At 49.4% G+C, this 16,474-nt stretch carries 14 protein-coding genes; all 14 read right to left on the bottom strand.

From position 1 onward, the window contains the following. Positions 1 to 72: 72 nt before the first annotated feature. The 14 genes from C7W93_RS02070 to epsL all read right to left on the bottom strand — a co-directional run bounded on the left by C7W93_RS02070 (position 73) and on the right by epsL (position 16,251). Positions 73 to 1,065, bottom strand: coding sequence for a DUF535 family protein (locus tag C7W93_RS02070; RefSeq protein WP_108438521.1), 993 nt, complete (start codon positions 1,063 to 1,065; stop codon positions 73 to 75). Between the two features lie 53 nt (positions 1,066 to 1,118). Next, a complete protein-coding gene (locus C7W93_RS02065) occupies positions 1,119 to 2,537 on the bottom strand; it encodes a mannose-1-phosphate guanylyltransferase/mannose-6-phosphate isomerase (RefSeq protein WP_108438520.1) in 1,419 nt (472 codons plus the stop codon). Positions 2,538 to 2,609: 72 nt separating this feature from the next. After that, the gene (locus tag C7W93_RS02060) at positions 2,610 to 3,380 is read right to left on the bottom strand and encodes a WecB/TagA/CpsF family glycosyltransferase (protein ID WP_108438519.1); all 771 of its coding nucleotides are present in this window, start codon (positions 3,378 to 3,380) and stop codon (positions 2,610 to 2,612) included. 101 nt (positions 3,381 to 3,481) lie between these two features. Continuing rightward, on the bottom strand, positions 3,482 to 4,963 hold the full coding sequence (locus C7W93_RS02055) for a lipopolysaccharide biosynthesis protein (protein WP_108438518.1): 1,482 nt from the start codon (positions 4,961 to 4,963) through the stop codon (positions 3,482 to 3,484). Positions 4,964 to 5,018: 55 nt separating this feature from the next. Continuing rightward, positions 5,019 to 6,083 carry a glycoside hydrolase family 5 protein gene (locus tag C7W93_RS02050; RefSeq protein WP_225869728.1) on the bottom strand — a complete coding sequence of 355 codons (1,065 nt, stop codon included), beginning with the start codon at positions 6,081 to 6,083 and terminating at the stop codon, positions 5,019 to 5,021. A 53-nt stretch (positions 6,084 to 6,136) separates the two neighbouring features. After that, the gene (locus tag C7W93_RS02045; RefSeq protein ID WP_225869727.1) at positions 6,137 to 7,261 is read right to left on the bottom strand and encodes a glycosyltransferase family 4 protein; all 1,125 of its coding nucleotides are present in this window, start codon (positions 7,259 to 7,261) and stop codon (positions 6,137 to 6,139) included. After that, positions 7,251 to 8,501 (bottom strand): polysaccharide polymerase, encoded by a 1,251-nt coding sequence (locus C7W93_RS02040; protein WP_225869726.1) that lies wholly within the window; start codon positions 8,499 to 8,501, stop codon positions 7,251 to 7,253. Before C7W93_RS02040 ends, C7W93_RS02045 begins: the two co-directional genes overlap by 11 nt. Before the next feature lie 186 nt (positions 8,502 to 8,687). Then, a complete protein-coding gene (epsG, locus tag C7W93_RS02035; RefSeq protein ID WP_108438516.1) occupies positions 8,688 to 9,563 on the bottom strand; it encodes a chain length determinant protein tyrosine kinase EpsG in 876 nt (291 codons plus the stop codon). Between the two features lie 5 nt (positions 9,564 to 9,568). After that, positions 9,569 to 10,984, bottom strand: coding sequence for a chain length determinant protein EpsF (epsF, locus tag C7W93_RS02030; RefSeq protein WP_108438515.1), 1,416 nt, complete (start codon positions 10,982 to 10,984; stop codon positions 9,569 to 9,571). Between the two features lie 59 nt (positions 10,985 to 11,043). Next, complete coding sequence (gene epsE, locus C7W93_RS02025) at positions 11,044 to 11,832, bottom strand: polysaccharide export protein EpsE (RefSeq protein ID WP_108438514.1); 789 nt, start codon at positions 11,830 to 11,832, stop codon at positions 11,044 to 11,046. A gap of 49 nt (positions 11,833 to 11,881) precedes the next feature. Next, a complete protein-coding gene (locus tag C7W93_RS02020; RefSeq protein ID WP_108438513.1) occupies positions 11,882 to 12,886 on the bottom strand; it encodes an EpsD family peptidyl-prolyl cis-trans isomerase in 1,005 nt (334 codons plus the stop codon). A 5-nt stretch (positions 12,887 to 12,891) separates the two neighbouring features. Further along, complete coding sequence (locus C7W93_RS02015; RefSeq protein ID WP_161539856.1) at positions 12,892 to 13,539, bottom strand: hypothetical protein; 648 nt, start codon at positions 13,537 to 13,539, stop codon at positions 12,892 to 12,894. A 93-nt stretch (positions 13,540 to 13,632) separates the two neighbouring features. Beyond that, entirely contained in the window at positions 13,633 to 15,015 is a 1,383-nt protein-coding gene (locus C7W93_RS02010; RefSeq protein WP_108438511.1) for an undecaprenyl-phosphate glucose phosphotransferase, read from the bottom strand. Positions 15,016 to 15,027: 12 nt separating this feature from the next. Beyond that, a complete protein-coding gene (epsL, locus tag C7W93_RS02005; RefSeq protein WP_225869725.1) occupies positions 15,028 to 16,251 on the bottom strand; it encodes an XrtB/PEP-CTERM-associated polysaccharide biosynthesis outer membrane protein EpsL in 1,224 nt (407 codons plus the stop codon). Positions 16,252 to 16,474: the final 223 nt, after the last annotated feature.

The raw sequence follows: 16,474 nt of genomic DNA, 5'->3' as shown, positions 1-16,474 counted from the left end.
AGCCTTCGCGCGAGGCTTTTACCGCCAAGGACTTTCTCAACAAACACCAATCTGAAGCGCGCAAGAGATAGTTCAGCTATAACCATCGCCGATGTAAGAAGTGGTCAGCATATTTTTTGCCGCCTCTTTAATAGTTATTTTTTCATCAACTTCTTTCACAAAAAATTGGACCATTGCTAGCGCGACCTCATCTCTGATGTCATTTTTAAATTGACGCTTTTTTTGTGTTCTCTTGCGGTGGTGGTTTTCAATGAAATCTAACGGTTTTTCTTTATAAGGAAGCGGAATCTTATAAAAATTTGTATCGGGAACACGATCACCATAATTATCAAAAAACTTATCGTAAGAAAAATAGAATTTCACCCCCTGCGAAATCTGGTTTTTATTCCCAATACTCACAATCGTGTCAAAACCAAGCGCCTTTCCTACACCACTCAGCGCAGCCATCAATAAATGTGCGGGCTGAATATCATGGCAAAGCTTTGTCGCTAGTTTCACACCTTCAAAATCACGCATTCCCTGAACACTGGAAAGAAAGATGACGTTATCGTCCTCAAGCTGAAATGAATTGCCATTCGCTATAACAAAAATGATCCGATAAATACTGACCTGATCTTTTTTGAATACCAGACATAAATCCCCTTCGTAATCGATCGTATGCGGAAAATCCATCGCTATTTCAAAAGTCACATCGTTGATAGTTTTTGACCAGAGCGGAATCGGACGATGATAGACAAGATTCAAAAAATCCTCTTTGAAATGCTTTTGCAGATAAGAATAATGTCCGATTAATATCGCCAGACTATTCTTTGTAGAGATATCAAAGGAAATGTAATTCCGCAAATATTTATAAGACATCTCGGGATTATTCAGCATTAATTGCGCAGATTGCGGATGACTAAGGATGCGGATCAACTGCACGTGCTGCCTGCCATTAACAAGTAATAGGATTGCCCTGCGCCATGTCCTCAATCTTAAGATTGATCTCCTCTGCAAAATATTGCGCGTTATCACGGAGGTCGTAAAAAGAAGCGATCTAAACGGAACCTTTGAAATGAGCGACATGATTGAATCCTCCCAAGAAAATCCCTCGTTAGAAAATGCGTCAACACTAGCGCTTAACTGCGCTTATAAATATCGTCAAACCGTACAATATCGTCCTCGCCCAAATAGCCACCTGACTGCACCTCAATCAAATGCAGCGGCATCTTGCCGGGATTTTCCAGCCGGTGCGTCACGCCAATCGGTATATAAGTAGACTCATTCTCGGTAAGAAATTTTTCTTCTTTTCCGCACGTAATGCGCGCGGTGCCGCTGACAACCACCCAATGTTCAGCGCGGTGATGATGCATTTGCAGCGACAATTTTCCGCCCGGTTTCACCGTAATGCGCTTTACCTGATAACGGTCACCAATATCGATGCCCTCATAGCTTCCCCACGGGCGATAGACGTTGGCGTGATTCATATGCTCTGTGCGGCTATTTTTCTTGAGGTCATCGACAACTTTCTTGACGCGCTGTACATGATCTTTGTGCACCACTAACACCGCATCCTTGGTTTCCACCACAATCAAATCTTCTACGCCAATCACTGCGACAAAACGATTTTCTGCGCGAATCATCGAGTTCTGAACATGGTCTGAATACACGTCCCCGCGTACGACATTGCCGTCGGCATCGGCCGCCAGTATTTCCCAAAGCGCCGACCACGATCCCACATCGCTCCAGCCCATTTCGGTTGGCACCACGACCGCATGCCGGGTATGTTCCATCACCGCATAGTCAATCGATTCCGCCGGACAGGCCGCAAACGATGCCTCATCCAAACGGCAGAAATCCAGATCATGATAAGCACCGGAAAACGCTTTTTCGCAGCTATCGGCAATGGCTGGCCGAAATGCACGTAACTCTTCGAGATAACTCGCCGCCTGAAATAGAAACATGCCGCTATTCCAGCTATAAGCCTGATCCGCAATAAATGCTTCTGCTGTCGCAAGATCGGGTTTTTCTACAAATTGTTCAACCGCATAACATCCCTCATCAACATCCAGCGCCCTGCCCCGGCGGATATAGCCATAGCCAGTTTCAGGTCCAGTCGGCACAATACCGAAGGTCGCTAGTGCGCCGAGTTCCACAGCTCCCAGAAGACGCTGCATCGCCGTATGAAAAGCGGGCACGTCAGCGATAACATGATCGGCGGGCAGTACCAGCATCACCGCATCTTTATCCTGCTTCAACAGAAAATGTGCCGCGACAGCTACCGATGGCGCGGTATTTCTGCCTTCGGGTTCTAACAAAATACCTAACGGAGCGATGTTGATGGCGCGCAATTGTTCCGCAACCAAAAACCGATGTTCGTTACCGCAAGTGATTAACGGCGGCATTAATTCCGACCACGTGGACAAGCGTTGCGAGGTCTCTTGCAGCATCGAAAATGTGGAACACAGCGGCAGCAATTGCTTAGGCAATGCCTCACGCGAGAGAGGCCATAAGCGCGTCCCGGAACCGCCAGCAAGAATCACAGGGTAGATTTTCATACGTCATCCAGCGCTCAAGAAATGAAGGTTTTCAATTTTTCGATGCAAATAACTCAAACTCACCAGACTGCGTTATTTGCCACTTTCAAGTTTACTAAGCACAGCAGCGGCGTCGCCTCGGTGCTTCCTGCATAACATCAAAAATCGGATAATATCGACCGTGTAGCGCTGCCATAAGCGGCGCGGCTCAAGGCAAAGCCGATAAAACCATTCAAGACGGATGCGTTGCACAAACCTTGGCGCACGCGGCTTATCACCGCTCCAAAAATCGAACAAGGCACCGACGCCGATAGTCACATTTGCGTTCAACATAGAACGATTGCTGAGAATCCACTCTTCCTGATGCGGATTGCCCAGCGCCACCAATACGACCTCCGCCTTGGCGCGATTGATGATCTCTGTCAACGTTGCACGATTTTCATCCATACCTGCATAACCGTCGCAATATCCCACCACCGTCTGGCCCAGGACGTCGCGAACATACGCTGCCGCTTTGCCTGCAATCTCTGGCTTTCCACCCAATAGAAAGACGCGTAAAGGTCTGCGGGTGACGGAAAAGAAATAAGGAATAAAATTGGTGCCGTTCAAATTTTCTATAAAACTCTCACGATGGAATAAAAAGGCTGCGATATCCATGCCGACACCATCATTCACAATCGTCACCGAATGGCCTACCAACTTGTCTAACAGATGGCGGCACTGCACAATAAAATTTGTATTGGCAAAAAACAGCACCATCTTTTTATCCCCCTGCACAGCGTGAATCAACTCCGTCGCCAACGCCGCTGAAGTTGTTTTGATCACCGGAAAACCAGCGAGTGGAATCATTTTTTCTGTACGCATTGGCTACTCCTGTGAAGATACAATACCCGGAAGCAACGACGATAAATCTCTCCAGCGAATCTTCTATACCTCCTAAATCAGTCCTTTATCTGATATCGAGGTCAACGTAAAAATGCGTGGCGCAAGCGGAGGGCATAGAGCAGCATTTCATGCCACGAACTATTAATTGCTCTGATATGCCAGCCTGTAATTGCCACGATGACGGGATATAACAAGCCAGCCACAAATACACCACCCACCAGCAAGGTGGCATCTGCGAAATTATTCGGCATAAGTACCAGATAACCGGCTAATCCAAAAAACAGCATGACACTGCCCACCACCGGCGGTGCCAGCGCATACCACAACATCCGTGGACTCAGCCCCAGCGCGCGATTCAACAATGTTTGCGACACGGGAAACAACAGCAAATGCGCACCGCAAAACGATAGACTCATACCCAACAAGCCGAATTGGTAAAAAGCCGCAGCCAGCGCAGTGGCAAGCGTTATTTGTGCGACGCCAAGCAGCACCGGTATCCAGCGTTTTCCTATGGCGAAAAATAGATAGTCATTCAAGTCTCCAATGGACGATACCAAATACAAAATCGCCAGAGCGCCAACTGTCGGTGCAGCAGGTGACCATTTCGCGCCGAAAAAAATCTCTACCAAAGGCTTTGCCAGTACCGCCTGAAAACACAGCAAAGGCGCGGCGCAAAAGAGCGTGATACCGACGATTTTCAAATAGCCTTGACGCAGCGCAATCACATCCGTCCCGGCATCGGAGAACACTGGCAGTGCAACTCTGTGCAGCGAACTGGAGATAATCAGATACACCGCCGACGTCATCCGTTTTGCCAGGTTATACAAGCCAGTGGCATAGGGCCCCAGAAATATACTGACTAGCAGAGAATCGCCGTTGGTGTTGGCAAATCCAAGCACGCCAGCAAGCGCCACCTGTCGGATATCGCGCCTGAATGAGCGCGTCAAAGTGGGGTCAAAAACAATCTGCGGTAGCCAGCGACTTTGCGCCACCACCAGCACCAATGCCAGGCCCGACGCCGTCACCTGCTGCACCACTAACGCCATTCCGCCCCAACCCTTAACAGCCAGCGAGATGCCGACGATGCCACCCAAACTGACGGAGACAATTGAGCGAATAGCAAGCTGCCGAAAAAGCATGTTACGCACTAGCCGGGCTTCATGCGCCCGCACCAGACCGAAGAAAAGAATGGAGGCGCTCATACCCTGTAATACGATTTTCAACTCCGGCGCACGAAACAATGCAGAAACGACGCCCGCAGAAAAAAACATCGCTGCCGCAAGTACGATCCCGGCCAACGTGCAATACGTAAACACCCATGAATAAAGCCTGTCGTTAGGCTCCGCAGACCGCACCACGGGCATAGCAATCGCATCAAATACCACCAGCCGGGTGAACAAAATGAAAAGATGCGCGACTGTTAGCAAGCCAAAAGCTTCAGGACTTAAAAACCGAGCCAGTACAGCAAAGATGGCGAATGCCAATACTTGCTGGGCAAGGTTGTCTATGATCGACCAGATCGATCCAGATGCCACGCTGCTGCTAGCATTTACCTGCTTCATCGCACTCTCATTCCGGCTGGAAACGAAAAATTTGAATATTCATTCAGCCTTCAAGTTACATGCCATTTTTCAAAATAGCCAATTGCGGCTTATCGCCACTGCTATCGAACTGAATACTGAACGGATAACTGCCCAACCACTGTCCCGCAGCCCAATATGTCCAACCACCCCAAACAGGACTGCCTTTCATTGCGCCGACAATTGCCGCCAAGGCATCCAGACATTGCTGATTAGCGGGAACGCCGAATTCCCCCAGAAACAAGCGCTGCTTAGTGGAAGTCGCCCATTGCGTGATGTTGCTCATAATCACGCTCAAACGCGCTGGATCAATACAACTACTGTGGGTGCCAGAAAAATTTGCATCGGCGTACTGATGCGTTTCGATCAAGTAATTATTGGCGGGATCGTGAAATGTGCGGAAGGCATCAGCATTTGAGATCGCACCATCTTTCGCAAACCAGGCATGCGCACCGCTCCAACTGCCTCCCGGCACCAAAATCAGATTTTTTGCGCCATTTTTACGCAGTGCGTTCAGGGTCTGCTGCGCAGTGGCGGCCCAATCGGCGGTCGGCAGTTTACTAGGTTCATTCATAAGGCCAAACGCGACGTTGGCGGGGTCTTTGAATGTAGCTGAAAGTCGCACCCACAAATCCCCCAAGGCTGCACGCGGCACCTCGGTCGATCCGATTGGATTGCCACGATATTCGCCGTAATTGTGAACATCTAAAATCAGACAGACGCCCAACGATTGTGCGGCTGCGGCGGTGTCCACTATGCGCTGTAACTCAGTCGGATTAAGTGGGGCGAATAATTGCGGCTGTATCCGCTCCCATAAAAACGGCAGCCGAAAAGTATTCATTCCCACCGATTGAAAATGGCGCATATCGGCTACATCGGGATACACGTAATCCTTAAAAATAGTACCCGGCAATTTTTCAGAGGCGAACTCGGCACCACTCAAATTAACACCCACCATCCGCGCATTATCCAGACAACCGGCGTTTGCCAAATGACTTGCAAGGAGGCATCCGACTGCCATTGCCACGCATAACCGGCGCAACCACGTACGCAACGCCAGAAAGGATTGTTCAACTATCGTCATGAAGAAAATTTTCATCATTTGATACCACCTTAAACGATGCGACATTAGAATGCCAATAGCCTTTTTTCGTCTTATGAAGTAACCAGACTCTTGTAAATATCCACGTATTTATCGGCGATGTGCGCCCAGTTATAACGCTCTACAAACTGCTGCGCCTGATCACGCCGATGCGTATAGGTCAATTGCGCCTCTGTGTACATATTTAGCAGTTGGGCGACATTCTCGTCGGCGCTGTTATCCGCTAGCAGCAACCCGATTCCGGACTGCTCAATCAGATGGCGAAATGGCGGGATGTCGCTGAGTATCGGCGTCAATCCAGCACTCATCGCCTCAATCGGTGCGATGCCGAAGCCCTCATGCCGCGATAGACAAATAAAATAGCTGGATTGTCCAATCAGGGCGGCCAATTCGTGATCCGAAGGATTCGGCACTATCTGGACGGCATCCGTCAATCCGTGTTCACCTAGCCAAACACGGAATTCATCCGCACTGTGATCGTATTCCCGGCCTGCAATGATTAACTTCCATCCGGCCTGACGGGCGACCAACTTTTTAAATAGCGCAAGCGTTTCGCGCAAGCCTTTATTGATAGACCATCGTCCGAAATAAATGAGGGTCCGGGTTGGCGTCGGAGAAGATTGCCCGCTGTATTTTTCAACATTGACGCCATTTTCGATGACGGTCAATTTGTGTGGCTGGACAATTTTTTCAAAAATTTTCCCATCATTGCCGCTAGTCGCAATGATCTTGTCGTAGATCAGAGACGATGCCCGCGTAACCGTATTGAAATAGACTTTTTTGAATCTGGATGCAAAATTAGTATGGAAAAATCCGCCATGGGTAGAGGCAACTAGCGGGCGTCGATGGACAAGCCGGGTCAGCGCCAGATAGTCAAAAAAGAAATCGATGCCATGAACATGAATCACATCGGCGTCGGCGATATGCTGCAACACTTGCGGGCAAACCGGATATCGGCTGCTGCCGTGAAACGGCAAACGTACCACACCGACGCCGTTGATCTGCGCTGCCGGTGCGAGAACTTCGGTCGAATTTCTGAATAAGCGGTTCAGCGTCACGATCCTCGGCTCCTGATCATGGCGCTCGCGTTGTTGCCGCGCGATATTCTGGACGACATCTTCCATTCCACCAATCGAGGGAGAATACTGACGCACAATGTGCACAACTTTAATAGACATTGGGTGCTTCCTTCTGCTGGCTGAATCGATCGAAGAATTGCGATGCCTTAGCGGGATGGAGCGCGGTCGGCGCTTGTTGACGAACACCGAAACAGCCAATCAAAAACCATAAAATACCGGCGGTTTTTAGCGCAAATAATGAAGTTCCGCTGACGCACAGAATCAAAGACATGTACAAAGTGATATAGGCGCGAAACCGATTGCCTCTTTCATCTTCCATTTTGAGCATCCAGAATGCGACCCACAAAAAGAGGCATAGCAACACCCCTAATCGTGTCAGCAAATAGGGATAGCCCATATCGCCATAGCCGAGCTGATAACCATCCAGTCCGAACAGCATTCCCAACTCCATATCGCGTAATATTTTTCCGCTGACATACAGCCGCCCAAGGATGTTGTCACCGTAGTGATCGCCAAGCAATGCGCCAATACTCAGCAGCAGCAACACACTCAGCAAAGGTAAAATAATCATCCAGATATAGCTTCTTCCCAGCGGCAAGCAGCGCATTAATATCAGCATACCGACAGTGATGATCCCGTAACGCGAGTCGCTTAAGGCAATCATGGTGACGGCCGCAAGCACAAAGAAAATCATGCCTTTGATGTCTTCACGTCGCTTTGATAAGCCCCACGCTGCAACGATGACTGCAAAATTGCCCAGTGAAACAGGCTCCAAAAATATTGACGATACGCGATGGCTGCCGAGCAGCGATGGCAAGATCGTGCGCCCAATGCCCTCCGGACGCATGCCGTTCAGACCGAGCACGCTATCCTTGGCCCAATTACTGCCAGCGGCCAGACTGCCTTGACTGACGTAATAGGAAAAAATATTGAAGATTTGAGAAAATGCATCCAAAAACCATAATTCAAAAAATCCGAAAATCAATACCAGCACAACCATGATTTTTAGTAAGCGGTCTGCATAGTTGAGATCGCCGATTTGCCGTCCTAGTCCATAGAAAAAAATCGGAATCATCACATCACGAAAGCCCTTAGGATCGAGCTGATTACGAAAAATTGCCAGCAAGAATAAGTAGGCTGCCACCAACGTAGCGAAGGCAACGAATTCAAGTCGAATACGTTTGATCAGCACGACAATGCAGGCGAGATAAATACAGGCTTCTGCGATCGCCACATCGGCCATCGAAATGGTATGCACTCTGGTATGCACCGCGCACAAAATCGCCTGATAAGTCAACGCGCCAAACAAAATCCACAATACCAATCTTTTGTTTGGCACAGCCAGATCCATTTGGCGAGGAAAAATAAAATTCCTGATATCTGTGAAATAGAACATACGACGGATGACCCATAGGAATGCAACACAATCGAAGCAATCAATGCAACAAAATCGCGCAGTGGTGGGGCGGCCCTGGTAACGTCTACGGCGCGCTCTGCCAGACGACAAGGATTAATCTATTCCCCCTCAAAAGCTCACCAGAACAGAGCCGACGACTTCCGTCCCGCAACGGCGCAACTGATCGCTGAACGCGCCGAGATCGGCCATGCTCGTATGGTTCTTTCTGACGACCAGAAGAACGCCGCCAGCACGGACAGCAATCGTCAACGCATCGGCCGCAGTCGAAAATGCAGGCGTGTCATACAAAATGATGTCGAAGCGATCCCGCAGCCCGTCATTGATCAGGTTAAAGCTGGGACGATTAATCAATTCTTGCGGATTAGGGACTGGCGAACCGGCGGGAAACAACGACAGATCGATGAAGGATTCGGCCATTGCGACCATGTCCATACCGGCACGTCCCGCCAATACATCAGACAGGCCGCGTCCTGCCCCCAAATTGAATATCTTGTGCTGAGAAGGATTGCGCAGATTAGCATCGACCAAGAGCGTCTGCCTGCCCAATTGCGAGAATACGACCGCCAGATTAGCCGCCAACATGCTAGTGCCATCGCCGGGATTGACACTCGCAATCGCCAGCGTTTTATGCCCGGCAGCAAACCAATGCAGCATTAATTGACTGCGCACGCTACGGAGCGTTTCGACTTCCGCGCTGAAAGGGTGATAAGCGGCCGCCAGAGCAGAGGGATAGTCCCCCTGACCAAAGGTTTGATAAGGATAGTCAAACTGATGCGATAGCACATGCTGAATATCCGATTCGCTGACCAGCCCCAGCCGCTGGGCCGCCTCGCCAAAGCTACAGCCATCTTCTAACTGCAGCCGCTTCACGCTGTCTACCTGCTCCAATGTGATCTTGCCTTGCTCGACCAGCATGCGGCTGATGTTTGCATCATTCCTGGCGGCGGCTGCAGAACTCACCATAGGGGTGACGAGATTATTCATATCTATTAGCCTTTCCAGCCTATCATTGTGCGTCGGGATAACGACAGATTCGAGAGCGCGAATTTGCGCGGTGGTTTACCCCAGTCGATGGTGCCGAGCATCGGCGCTTGCAGCACAATTGCTACATCGTTAGCGGACCTGATGCGACGATTTGCCATTTCCATCAATAGCGCTAATGCCAATCCAAGCATGCTGCCCAACAAGATCGACAACACGAGATTAAGCAGTATATTCGGGCTGGCCGGAAGCATCGGCACTGCTGCCGGATTAAGTACGCTAACGTCCGATTGATTCGACTGTCCTTCTAGCTCAGTCTGGGACAACCGCAGATTAGCCGCATCGTAGGCCCGCTGCGCATTATCGACATCCTTGGCGAGAACCGTGAGTTCGCCACGCGCCAGATTGAGTTGCAATACTTTGCTTGTTTGTGCTGCCAGCGCGGCGCTGACCTCCGCTGCACGCTGCCGCAAAATCCGGCCATTATTCGCAGCACCGTTATTGGTCGCACTGATATTGCTGTTCAGCTCATAGCGCAGTCGGTCGACCTCTGCCTTAGCAGCCTGATACTGTGGATGATTCGGAGCCAGATTCTGCGCCAGCAACGCAAATTTTCCTTCGGCTTGCGCCAACGACGATTTCAAATTTTGTAGCAACGGATTCGCTATCACATCGGGCGAATCCCTACCGCCACGACTCATCGCCTGATTACCGCGCGACGACCCTTCCATCGCTAGCCCCTGCGCCTGCACCAATTGGCTGGACAACTCATTCAGCCGTGCGGTTTCGACGTCAAGATGGCCGTCAATGCTGACCAAGCCGTGCTTTTGCTGGTATTTGGCCAGCTTATCCTGCGCGTCTTCCAGATCGGCACGCAAAGTTTTGACCTGTCCGGAAAAATACTTAGAGGCTTGCTGCAACGGTGCAGTCTTGATTTGCAGATTGAGCTGCTGATAAGCGTCGGCAAAGCCATTGGCAATCTTGGCAGTGAATCTGGGGTCGCTCCCCTTCGCAATGATTTCAATCAGACTACTATCCCGTGAAGGTGTCACCTCGACCATTTTCAGCAAAGTATCGCCCAACCACTCACGGATTGAACCATTAGCATTTCGCAGTTTGGCAAAGCGCTCCTTAAAGCCGGGATTATTCGTCAGGCCCAGGTTATCAACTACTTTCAATGCAACGCTTCTGCCGGTGACGATATCGAGCTGAGTCGCCATATAACCGGACACCAGTTGCTGTGCCAATATCTGGCCGGAGACGGGATCGGTCCCTTTATAATTCAGCAGCAGCGTCGTTGAAGTCTTATAGGTTTTTGGCAACAGCAGAGTGACAACCGCCGTGACCGTGACCGTGACGATCAACGTTAAAAGAATGATCTTGTAGCGTGCGCGCAGAATGATTAAAAGCTGAGAAAAAGTCATGAAATATCCTCTCGAATCCGCAAGAAAAGAAGGGGCGGCATCAGCACCCGCAACTGATGTCAGAACAAACTTTCCTTTACATAGACAACGTCATCCGGCCGCAACACTTCATCATTTTTTACATCGATCATCTGCACACTTCCGCTCGTATCGCGTCGTTTAACACGCAAGCCCCGTTCAGTTCCCCGCGGCGTAAGACCGCCGCCGATCGATAACGCCTGAACCACGGTCATATTCCGTTCCAACCGATAACCGCCGGGATGCTGCACCTCGCCATAGATATAAAATTTGGGCGCGCGATCTACGTACACCATGTCACCGTTGATCAGCGTGAGATTTTCCTTCATGTCGGATGACTGAATCATCTCAACCAGATTGATTACTTGCTTAGTAGTTTTTCCATCGCGGGTACGGACTACGGTAGCAGTATCGCCGCCCTCAGGACCGACACCGCCCGCCACTGCCAGCATGTCGGTAACGTTACGCGTTCCGCTAATCGGATAGCGACCGGGGCGCAAAACTTGTCCAAGAATCGATACCTGTTGACTTTGCAACTCAGTAACCAAAATATTGACTTCAGCGTTGCGCAGAAAGCCACCATCGATCAGCAGGCCGGAGATCTTTTTTTCAGCATCCGAAGTCGACAGACCGTTAACATTGACGTTTCCGATAAGGGGAAATGTAATGTTGCCTGCTTCGCTGACTTTTGTTTCCAGACTTAAATCCGGATTGCCGAATACCGAAATTTTTAAGGCGTCTCCCGCGCCCAGCGGCGTATCCGACGCATAGGCAGAAATCGCAAAAACTGCCAGCAACAGCGCTAGCAAAATTCCATAGAATCGTTTCATGATCACCCTCGTCCGGTTAAGTGAATTTTTTATGGAAAAATCAACCACCTCATTTAAGTTTTGCCGCATCGTGACCAGCCGTCCTGCCCCCGGGTGCGCTTATAGCCATTGATGACTTATCGGGCTTTACATCGGGTAATACCACCGATGCAGGCGAGTCCTCCTCGACACCCGAAGCAGCCTTGTCCAGATAGTCGATTTTTGCCGAAGATCGTAGACGTGCGATTTCTGCGACAGCGACTTCATGCATTTTATTATTGAATAAATAGCGTTCGATTTGCGCGATAGCGGCGGCTTTCATCACCGGGCTTTCCCTCAGATCATTCAATGCACAGAGCAGCACCTGATCTTCTTCTTTTAGGATAAACAGGTGGTTTCCTCCCAACTGTTGAAGTTGAACGATGATTTCGGCGGGCATGTCCGCGCTGGTGTAGGAAAGTGCAGCATCCGCATACGCAATTTTGTGCACAATCAGCCACGCCTCCACCTGTTCCAGCAATGTCGCCGAATCCATCACTGCCTTTAGTGGCGCGCTAAAGTCCTGCGGCGCGATACGTAGTTGGCGGATATCAAGAATCTTACGGTGCGCAAATAATTCCGGGTGCGACTGATAATAAGTATCGATTTCGTCTGTAGTCGGTTTAACCGAATTCGCCGCCTTAGATTCCAGATAGGCTTGCACGATCACCTGAGTCTTGAATCGCTCGATGGTCTGCATCACTTCAGCATCACGATTAATTTTGTTACGCAACGCCGCATCCAGCAACACCTGCCGGTCAATCAATGCCTCCAGTACCTGCTTGCGCATGGTTGGCGAAGTGTCGATGCCTGTTTCTTGCATGCCACTTATTCGCACCAACTCTGCGTCTAACTGACCTGTTGTAATGTTGTCGCCATTCACTCTCGCCAATATTTTGCTCGCGGCCTTCCCCTGATCATGACAGGCAGATAGACACATTGCGGTAAGCGACACCAGCAGCATCAATGAACTCACCCGCCTCGCAGGCAATACGGTGCAAAGAAAACGCACGTAATTAAAAAATTCAGAGCGCATCACAATTAGCCTCCCGAAGTCGCATCAGCTTGCGTCAGCGCGGCTTGCTTTTTTCGAGAAAGAAAAAACGATCTTGCGAAAAACTGCCAGAGGCCTGCTGGCCCGATCCGTTTCGGTACAGAATAAAAGCCAATGGCGGTGCGTAGCGGACGACGGCGACCTTGGTATAAAACAAAGCAGAACGCAACCAGAAACATGACCCAGTGCCCAGGCTGTTGTGATGATCGCACCTTGAAATGTTTCAGAAAAAAATACAACGAATCGTCCGGAATATTGATATCAGAAGCCAGATTGTTGGATACAAAATCATCAATTTTATTGCTCAAAAAAATCATCGGCGCGACATTTCCTTCACTCTTTTTATCACTCAAATCTTTCGCCGCGCCAACGACCGAAGCCAAAGAAATAGAGGGAAACTGCGCGGGGTAAGTTGCCAAGCCAGTTTGGAAGACGTTGCGCCAGTTAGGGACTGCCACGCCAGACCTATCAGCATCGGTCGCTAACAGAGACGGCAATCCGGTCGTGTGCATACTCAGTTCAAAAATGGGCGTCGCAGCTATCGCGGCACTGCAATGCGCAGCGAATAGGAAACAAGTAAATAACCTGGCTCTCTGCATGATCTTTCCCCTAGAAAAGGACGCACCATAGGCCAATATGGCGTGCACTATAAGGAACAAAAGAAACCTGAGCGTTCGCTTCTATAAATTTTTTATGCATTACCATGAGCGACGTTGCGCACCCATACACTAATAGGCATTGTCTTTCTTCAACACTTCTTTGACGGTACGAACAATGATCCATAAATCCAGCGCCAGAGACCAGTTGCGCAGATACTCCAGATCGTATTCAATCCTTGATCGCATTTTGTCCAGCGTATCGGTTTCTCCGCGAAAACCGTTCACCTGCGCCCATCCCGTTATGCCGGGCTTGACCTTGTGCCGCAGCATGTAACCCTTGATGAGCTTGCGATACATTTCGTTATGGGCGACTGCATGTGGGCGAGGACCGACGATACTCATACGGCCTTGCAATACGTTGATAAATTGCGGCAATTCGTCGAGTGAAGTACGGCGAAGAAAGCCGCCAAAGCGCGTCACTCGTACATCATTTTTCTTCGCCTGATTGACTACTGCACCGTCCTCGCAGACGCCCATCGAGCGGAATTTATAGACCACTATTTCTTCGCCATCCAATCCATAACGGCGCTGTGCAAAAATGATCGGCCCCGGAGAAGATAATTTGACGCCTATCGCAATGACAAACATCACTGGCAATAGCATGATCTGAATCAGCGTCGCAAGAACAATATCGCTGCCGCGCTTTACCAGACTGCGCAGGCCGATGAACGGTGTCTCGCAAATGCCGATAACAGGAACCCCACCAACTTGATCGAGACGCGCCTGTATCAAATCAAAGGTATAAATATCGGGGACGAAATAGATTGATGCAGTCGTATCCCGCAACTCTTCCATCAGACATAACATTCTGGGATGCGGCGACATTGGCAAACAGATAAAAATCGTCTTAATCTTGTGTTCACGCACATAAGGGCCTACATTTTCAATCGCCCCGAGATGCGGGCAGTGCAAACCGGAGGGTCTGACGACCTGATCGCGATCATCGAAAAATCCGCACATTGTGATGCTTGCATTACTCCGCAACGTAAGGCGTCTGAGCAAATCCACGCCGGGATCATTCGACCCGATGATCACTGCCGAGCGTACTTCATGATCTTTTCCAAAATTGAATACCAGCCGATAAGCGGTCATCCGACTTAATAGAAGCGCGAATGGCGCAAGCGCAAACCACATAAATATAACGTGATCGGAAAATTCATCGCGCAGCCCCGTACCCTGCCCTATCAACATCAGGATAACGACAATAATCGCCCATCCAAAAAATATATCTCCGGCATAGGCAAGTTGTCTTCCAACGTGCAAATTACGGTACAGGTCAATTTGTTCATAGACATAAGAGGACACGAAGAAAGTGAGAATCATCAAAATCAGATAATTCCCAGTAAACAATTCGTCCTGTACCGTGATGACCAGATATAGCAGGCCGAGAATAATGACCGGATCAAGCAAGCGCTTGAAGAATGAAACCAGAGGGATATCATTCTCAGTCATTTTATCCCCCCATTAAAATAAGAAGCGCGTATTCAGCATCACGGCGTTACTTGTGTAGCCACCAGTAGCGTTGGCTGAACTTTGGGTGCTGCGACTGCCGGATAATTGAAATTCCCAGCGCAACGTTGGCTTGTAGACCAGCGTCAGTGCCATATTGTGTAAAACATCGTTCGGATCGGTCCCGAGAAGACCAGAATCCGTCGAATGACTGAAATCTCTTTTTTCATATTTGTATTGCGCTACTAAACGTATTTTTTCAGAATAATTCCAACTCGCACCAAAGCTGGCACCACGGTTCAACGAATAGACTGTGGTGAGATCATCCACCGCGCCAATCTCGCGCCATGCCGCAACGGTGAGATCGATTTTTCCTGTCGGCGACCAATCTGCTGATACACGAGAATTAAACCCGCTAAAATTCCGCACAGAAAACGCATCTTGTTTTCTGTCGACCCAGCCACCCAGGAAATGAAATCGCGTCTTACCGCTGAACAGCCAATCTATTTTTGCCTTGAGCTCGTTCTGATCGTAACTGTTAGCCACGGACAAGCCGCCATCCTGCTGAGGGTTGGGAAAGTTTGCGCGAATATGACGTAGTTGCAGACCGACGGTGCTACCGCTGATAGCAAGATAATCCAGCCCCAAAAGGGCTTGATTCTGCGTATTGTTGAGTGGCGCCTGCGAGCTTAAGTCATACGATAAATCGCTATGCACCAAGCCAGCATTGACACGCCAGCTGGGGTGAAACAACCAGGACCCATCTATGTACTCATTCACTTGCGTACGTATATTTGCTTGTAATAAATGGAAATCGACAAAAGGCGTCAGGCCCTGCGCGTAATTAGCGCCGACATTCCCTTCGACGTGATTTCCCAGATGCCAATTCCAATTGGCGGAGGCATTTTTATCCAGATGATCGAGTGCCGTAAATCGGTTGTAATCGACTTTGGCGACATTCAGATTCGCACTCAGATGTTGTTGCCCGATTCTTTCGTCGGCCACCACACCGGCTTCCGCTCTACGCGAAAAATCAGACAAGCTACTGCCTATTCCCATCGCTTGCGCAGTCGCCGAATTTGGCAATCGCAATAAATTGTTATCGTAATTAACGCCGTATGCGACATAAGGGGTTATCGCATCGGGCGGCGCAATCAGAACCTCCGGAAGCGGTATGTATTCGGTAGGCACCAAATCGCTGGTGGCCGCATGGGTCGACATGCATGAAAAAATCGGCATAAGAATAATAGTTTTCCAAGGCAGCCGGTTAACTTCAGCAAAGTGTCTCAAACGTCTTTTCATTTAATCCCCTTTTGGTACATAAAATTGCGTCAAAAAATGCGCGATGAAACGTGAATCCACATTTACATAAGGCCTTTTTTCTGCAATGTAGATGTGCAGAATCAGTCGTTAAGATAGATGCGTATTTACCGAGAAACTACAGATGAAAGAAGCATTGCAG

Source organism: Glaciimonas sp. PCH181 (assembly GCF_003056055.1).
GTDB lineage: Bacteria > Pseudomonadota > Gammaproteobacteria > Burkholderiales > Burkholderiaceae_D > Glaciimonas.
This window is presented reverse-complemented; position numbering and strand designations above follow the sequence as displayed.

What these genes read in the sequence shown, in the direction of transcription:
- epsE (WP_108438514.1), bottom strand. Translation starts at nt 11,832, where the DNA reads ATGAAACGATTCTATGGAATTTTGCTAGCGCTGTTGCTGGCAGTTTTT.
- C7W93_RS02060 (WP_108438519.1), bottom strand. Translation starts at nt 3,380, where the DNA reads ATGCGTACAGAAAAAATGATTCCACTCGCTGGTTTTCCGGTGATCAAA.
- epsF (WP_108438515.1), bottom strand. Translation starts at nt 10,984, where the DNA reads ATGACTTTTTCTCAGCTTTTAATCATTCTGCGCGCACGCTACAAGATC.
- C7W93_RS02020 (WP_108438513.1), bottom strand. Translation starts at nt 12,886, where the DNA reads ATGCGCTCTGAATTTTTTAATTACGTGCGTTTTCTTTGCACCGTATTG.
- C7W93_RS02045 (WP_225869727.1), bottom strand. Translation starts at nt 7,261, where the DNA reads ATGTCTATTAAAGTTGTGCACATTGTGCGTCAGTATTCTCCCTCGATT.
- epsG (WP_108438516.1), bottom strand. Translation starts at nt 9,563, where the DNA reads ATGAATAATCTCGTCACCCCTATGGTGAGTTCTGCAGCCGCCGCCAGG.
- C7W93_RS02070 (WP_108438521.1), bottom strand. Translation starts at nt 1,065, where the DNA reads ATGTCGCTCATTTCAAAGGTTCCGTTTAGATCGCTTCTTTTTACGACC.
- epsL (WP_225869725.1), bottom strand. Translation starts at nt 16,251, where the DNA reads ATGCCGATTTTTTCATGCATGTCGACCCATGCGGCCACCAGCGATTTG.
- C7W93_RS02050 (WP_225869728.1), bottom strand. Translation starts at nt 6,083, where the DNA reads ATGATGAAAATTTTCTTCATGACGATAGTTGAACAATCCTTTCTGGCG.
- C7W93_RS02010 (WP_108438511.1), bottom strand. Translation starts at nt 15,015, where the DNA reads ATGACTGAGAATGATATCCCTCTGGTTTCATTCTTCAAGCGCTTGCTT.
- C7W93_RS02055 (WP_108438518.1), bottom strand. Translation starts at nt 4,963, where the DNA reads ATGAAGCAGGTAAATGCTAGCAGCAGCGTGGCATCTGGATCGATCTGG.
- C7W93_RS02065 (WP_108438520.1), bottom strand. Translation starts at nt 2,537, where the DNA reads ATGAAAATCTACCCTGTGATTCTTGCTGGCGGTTCCGGGACGCGCTTA.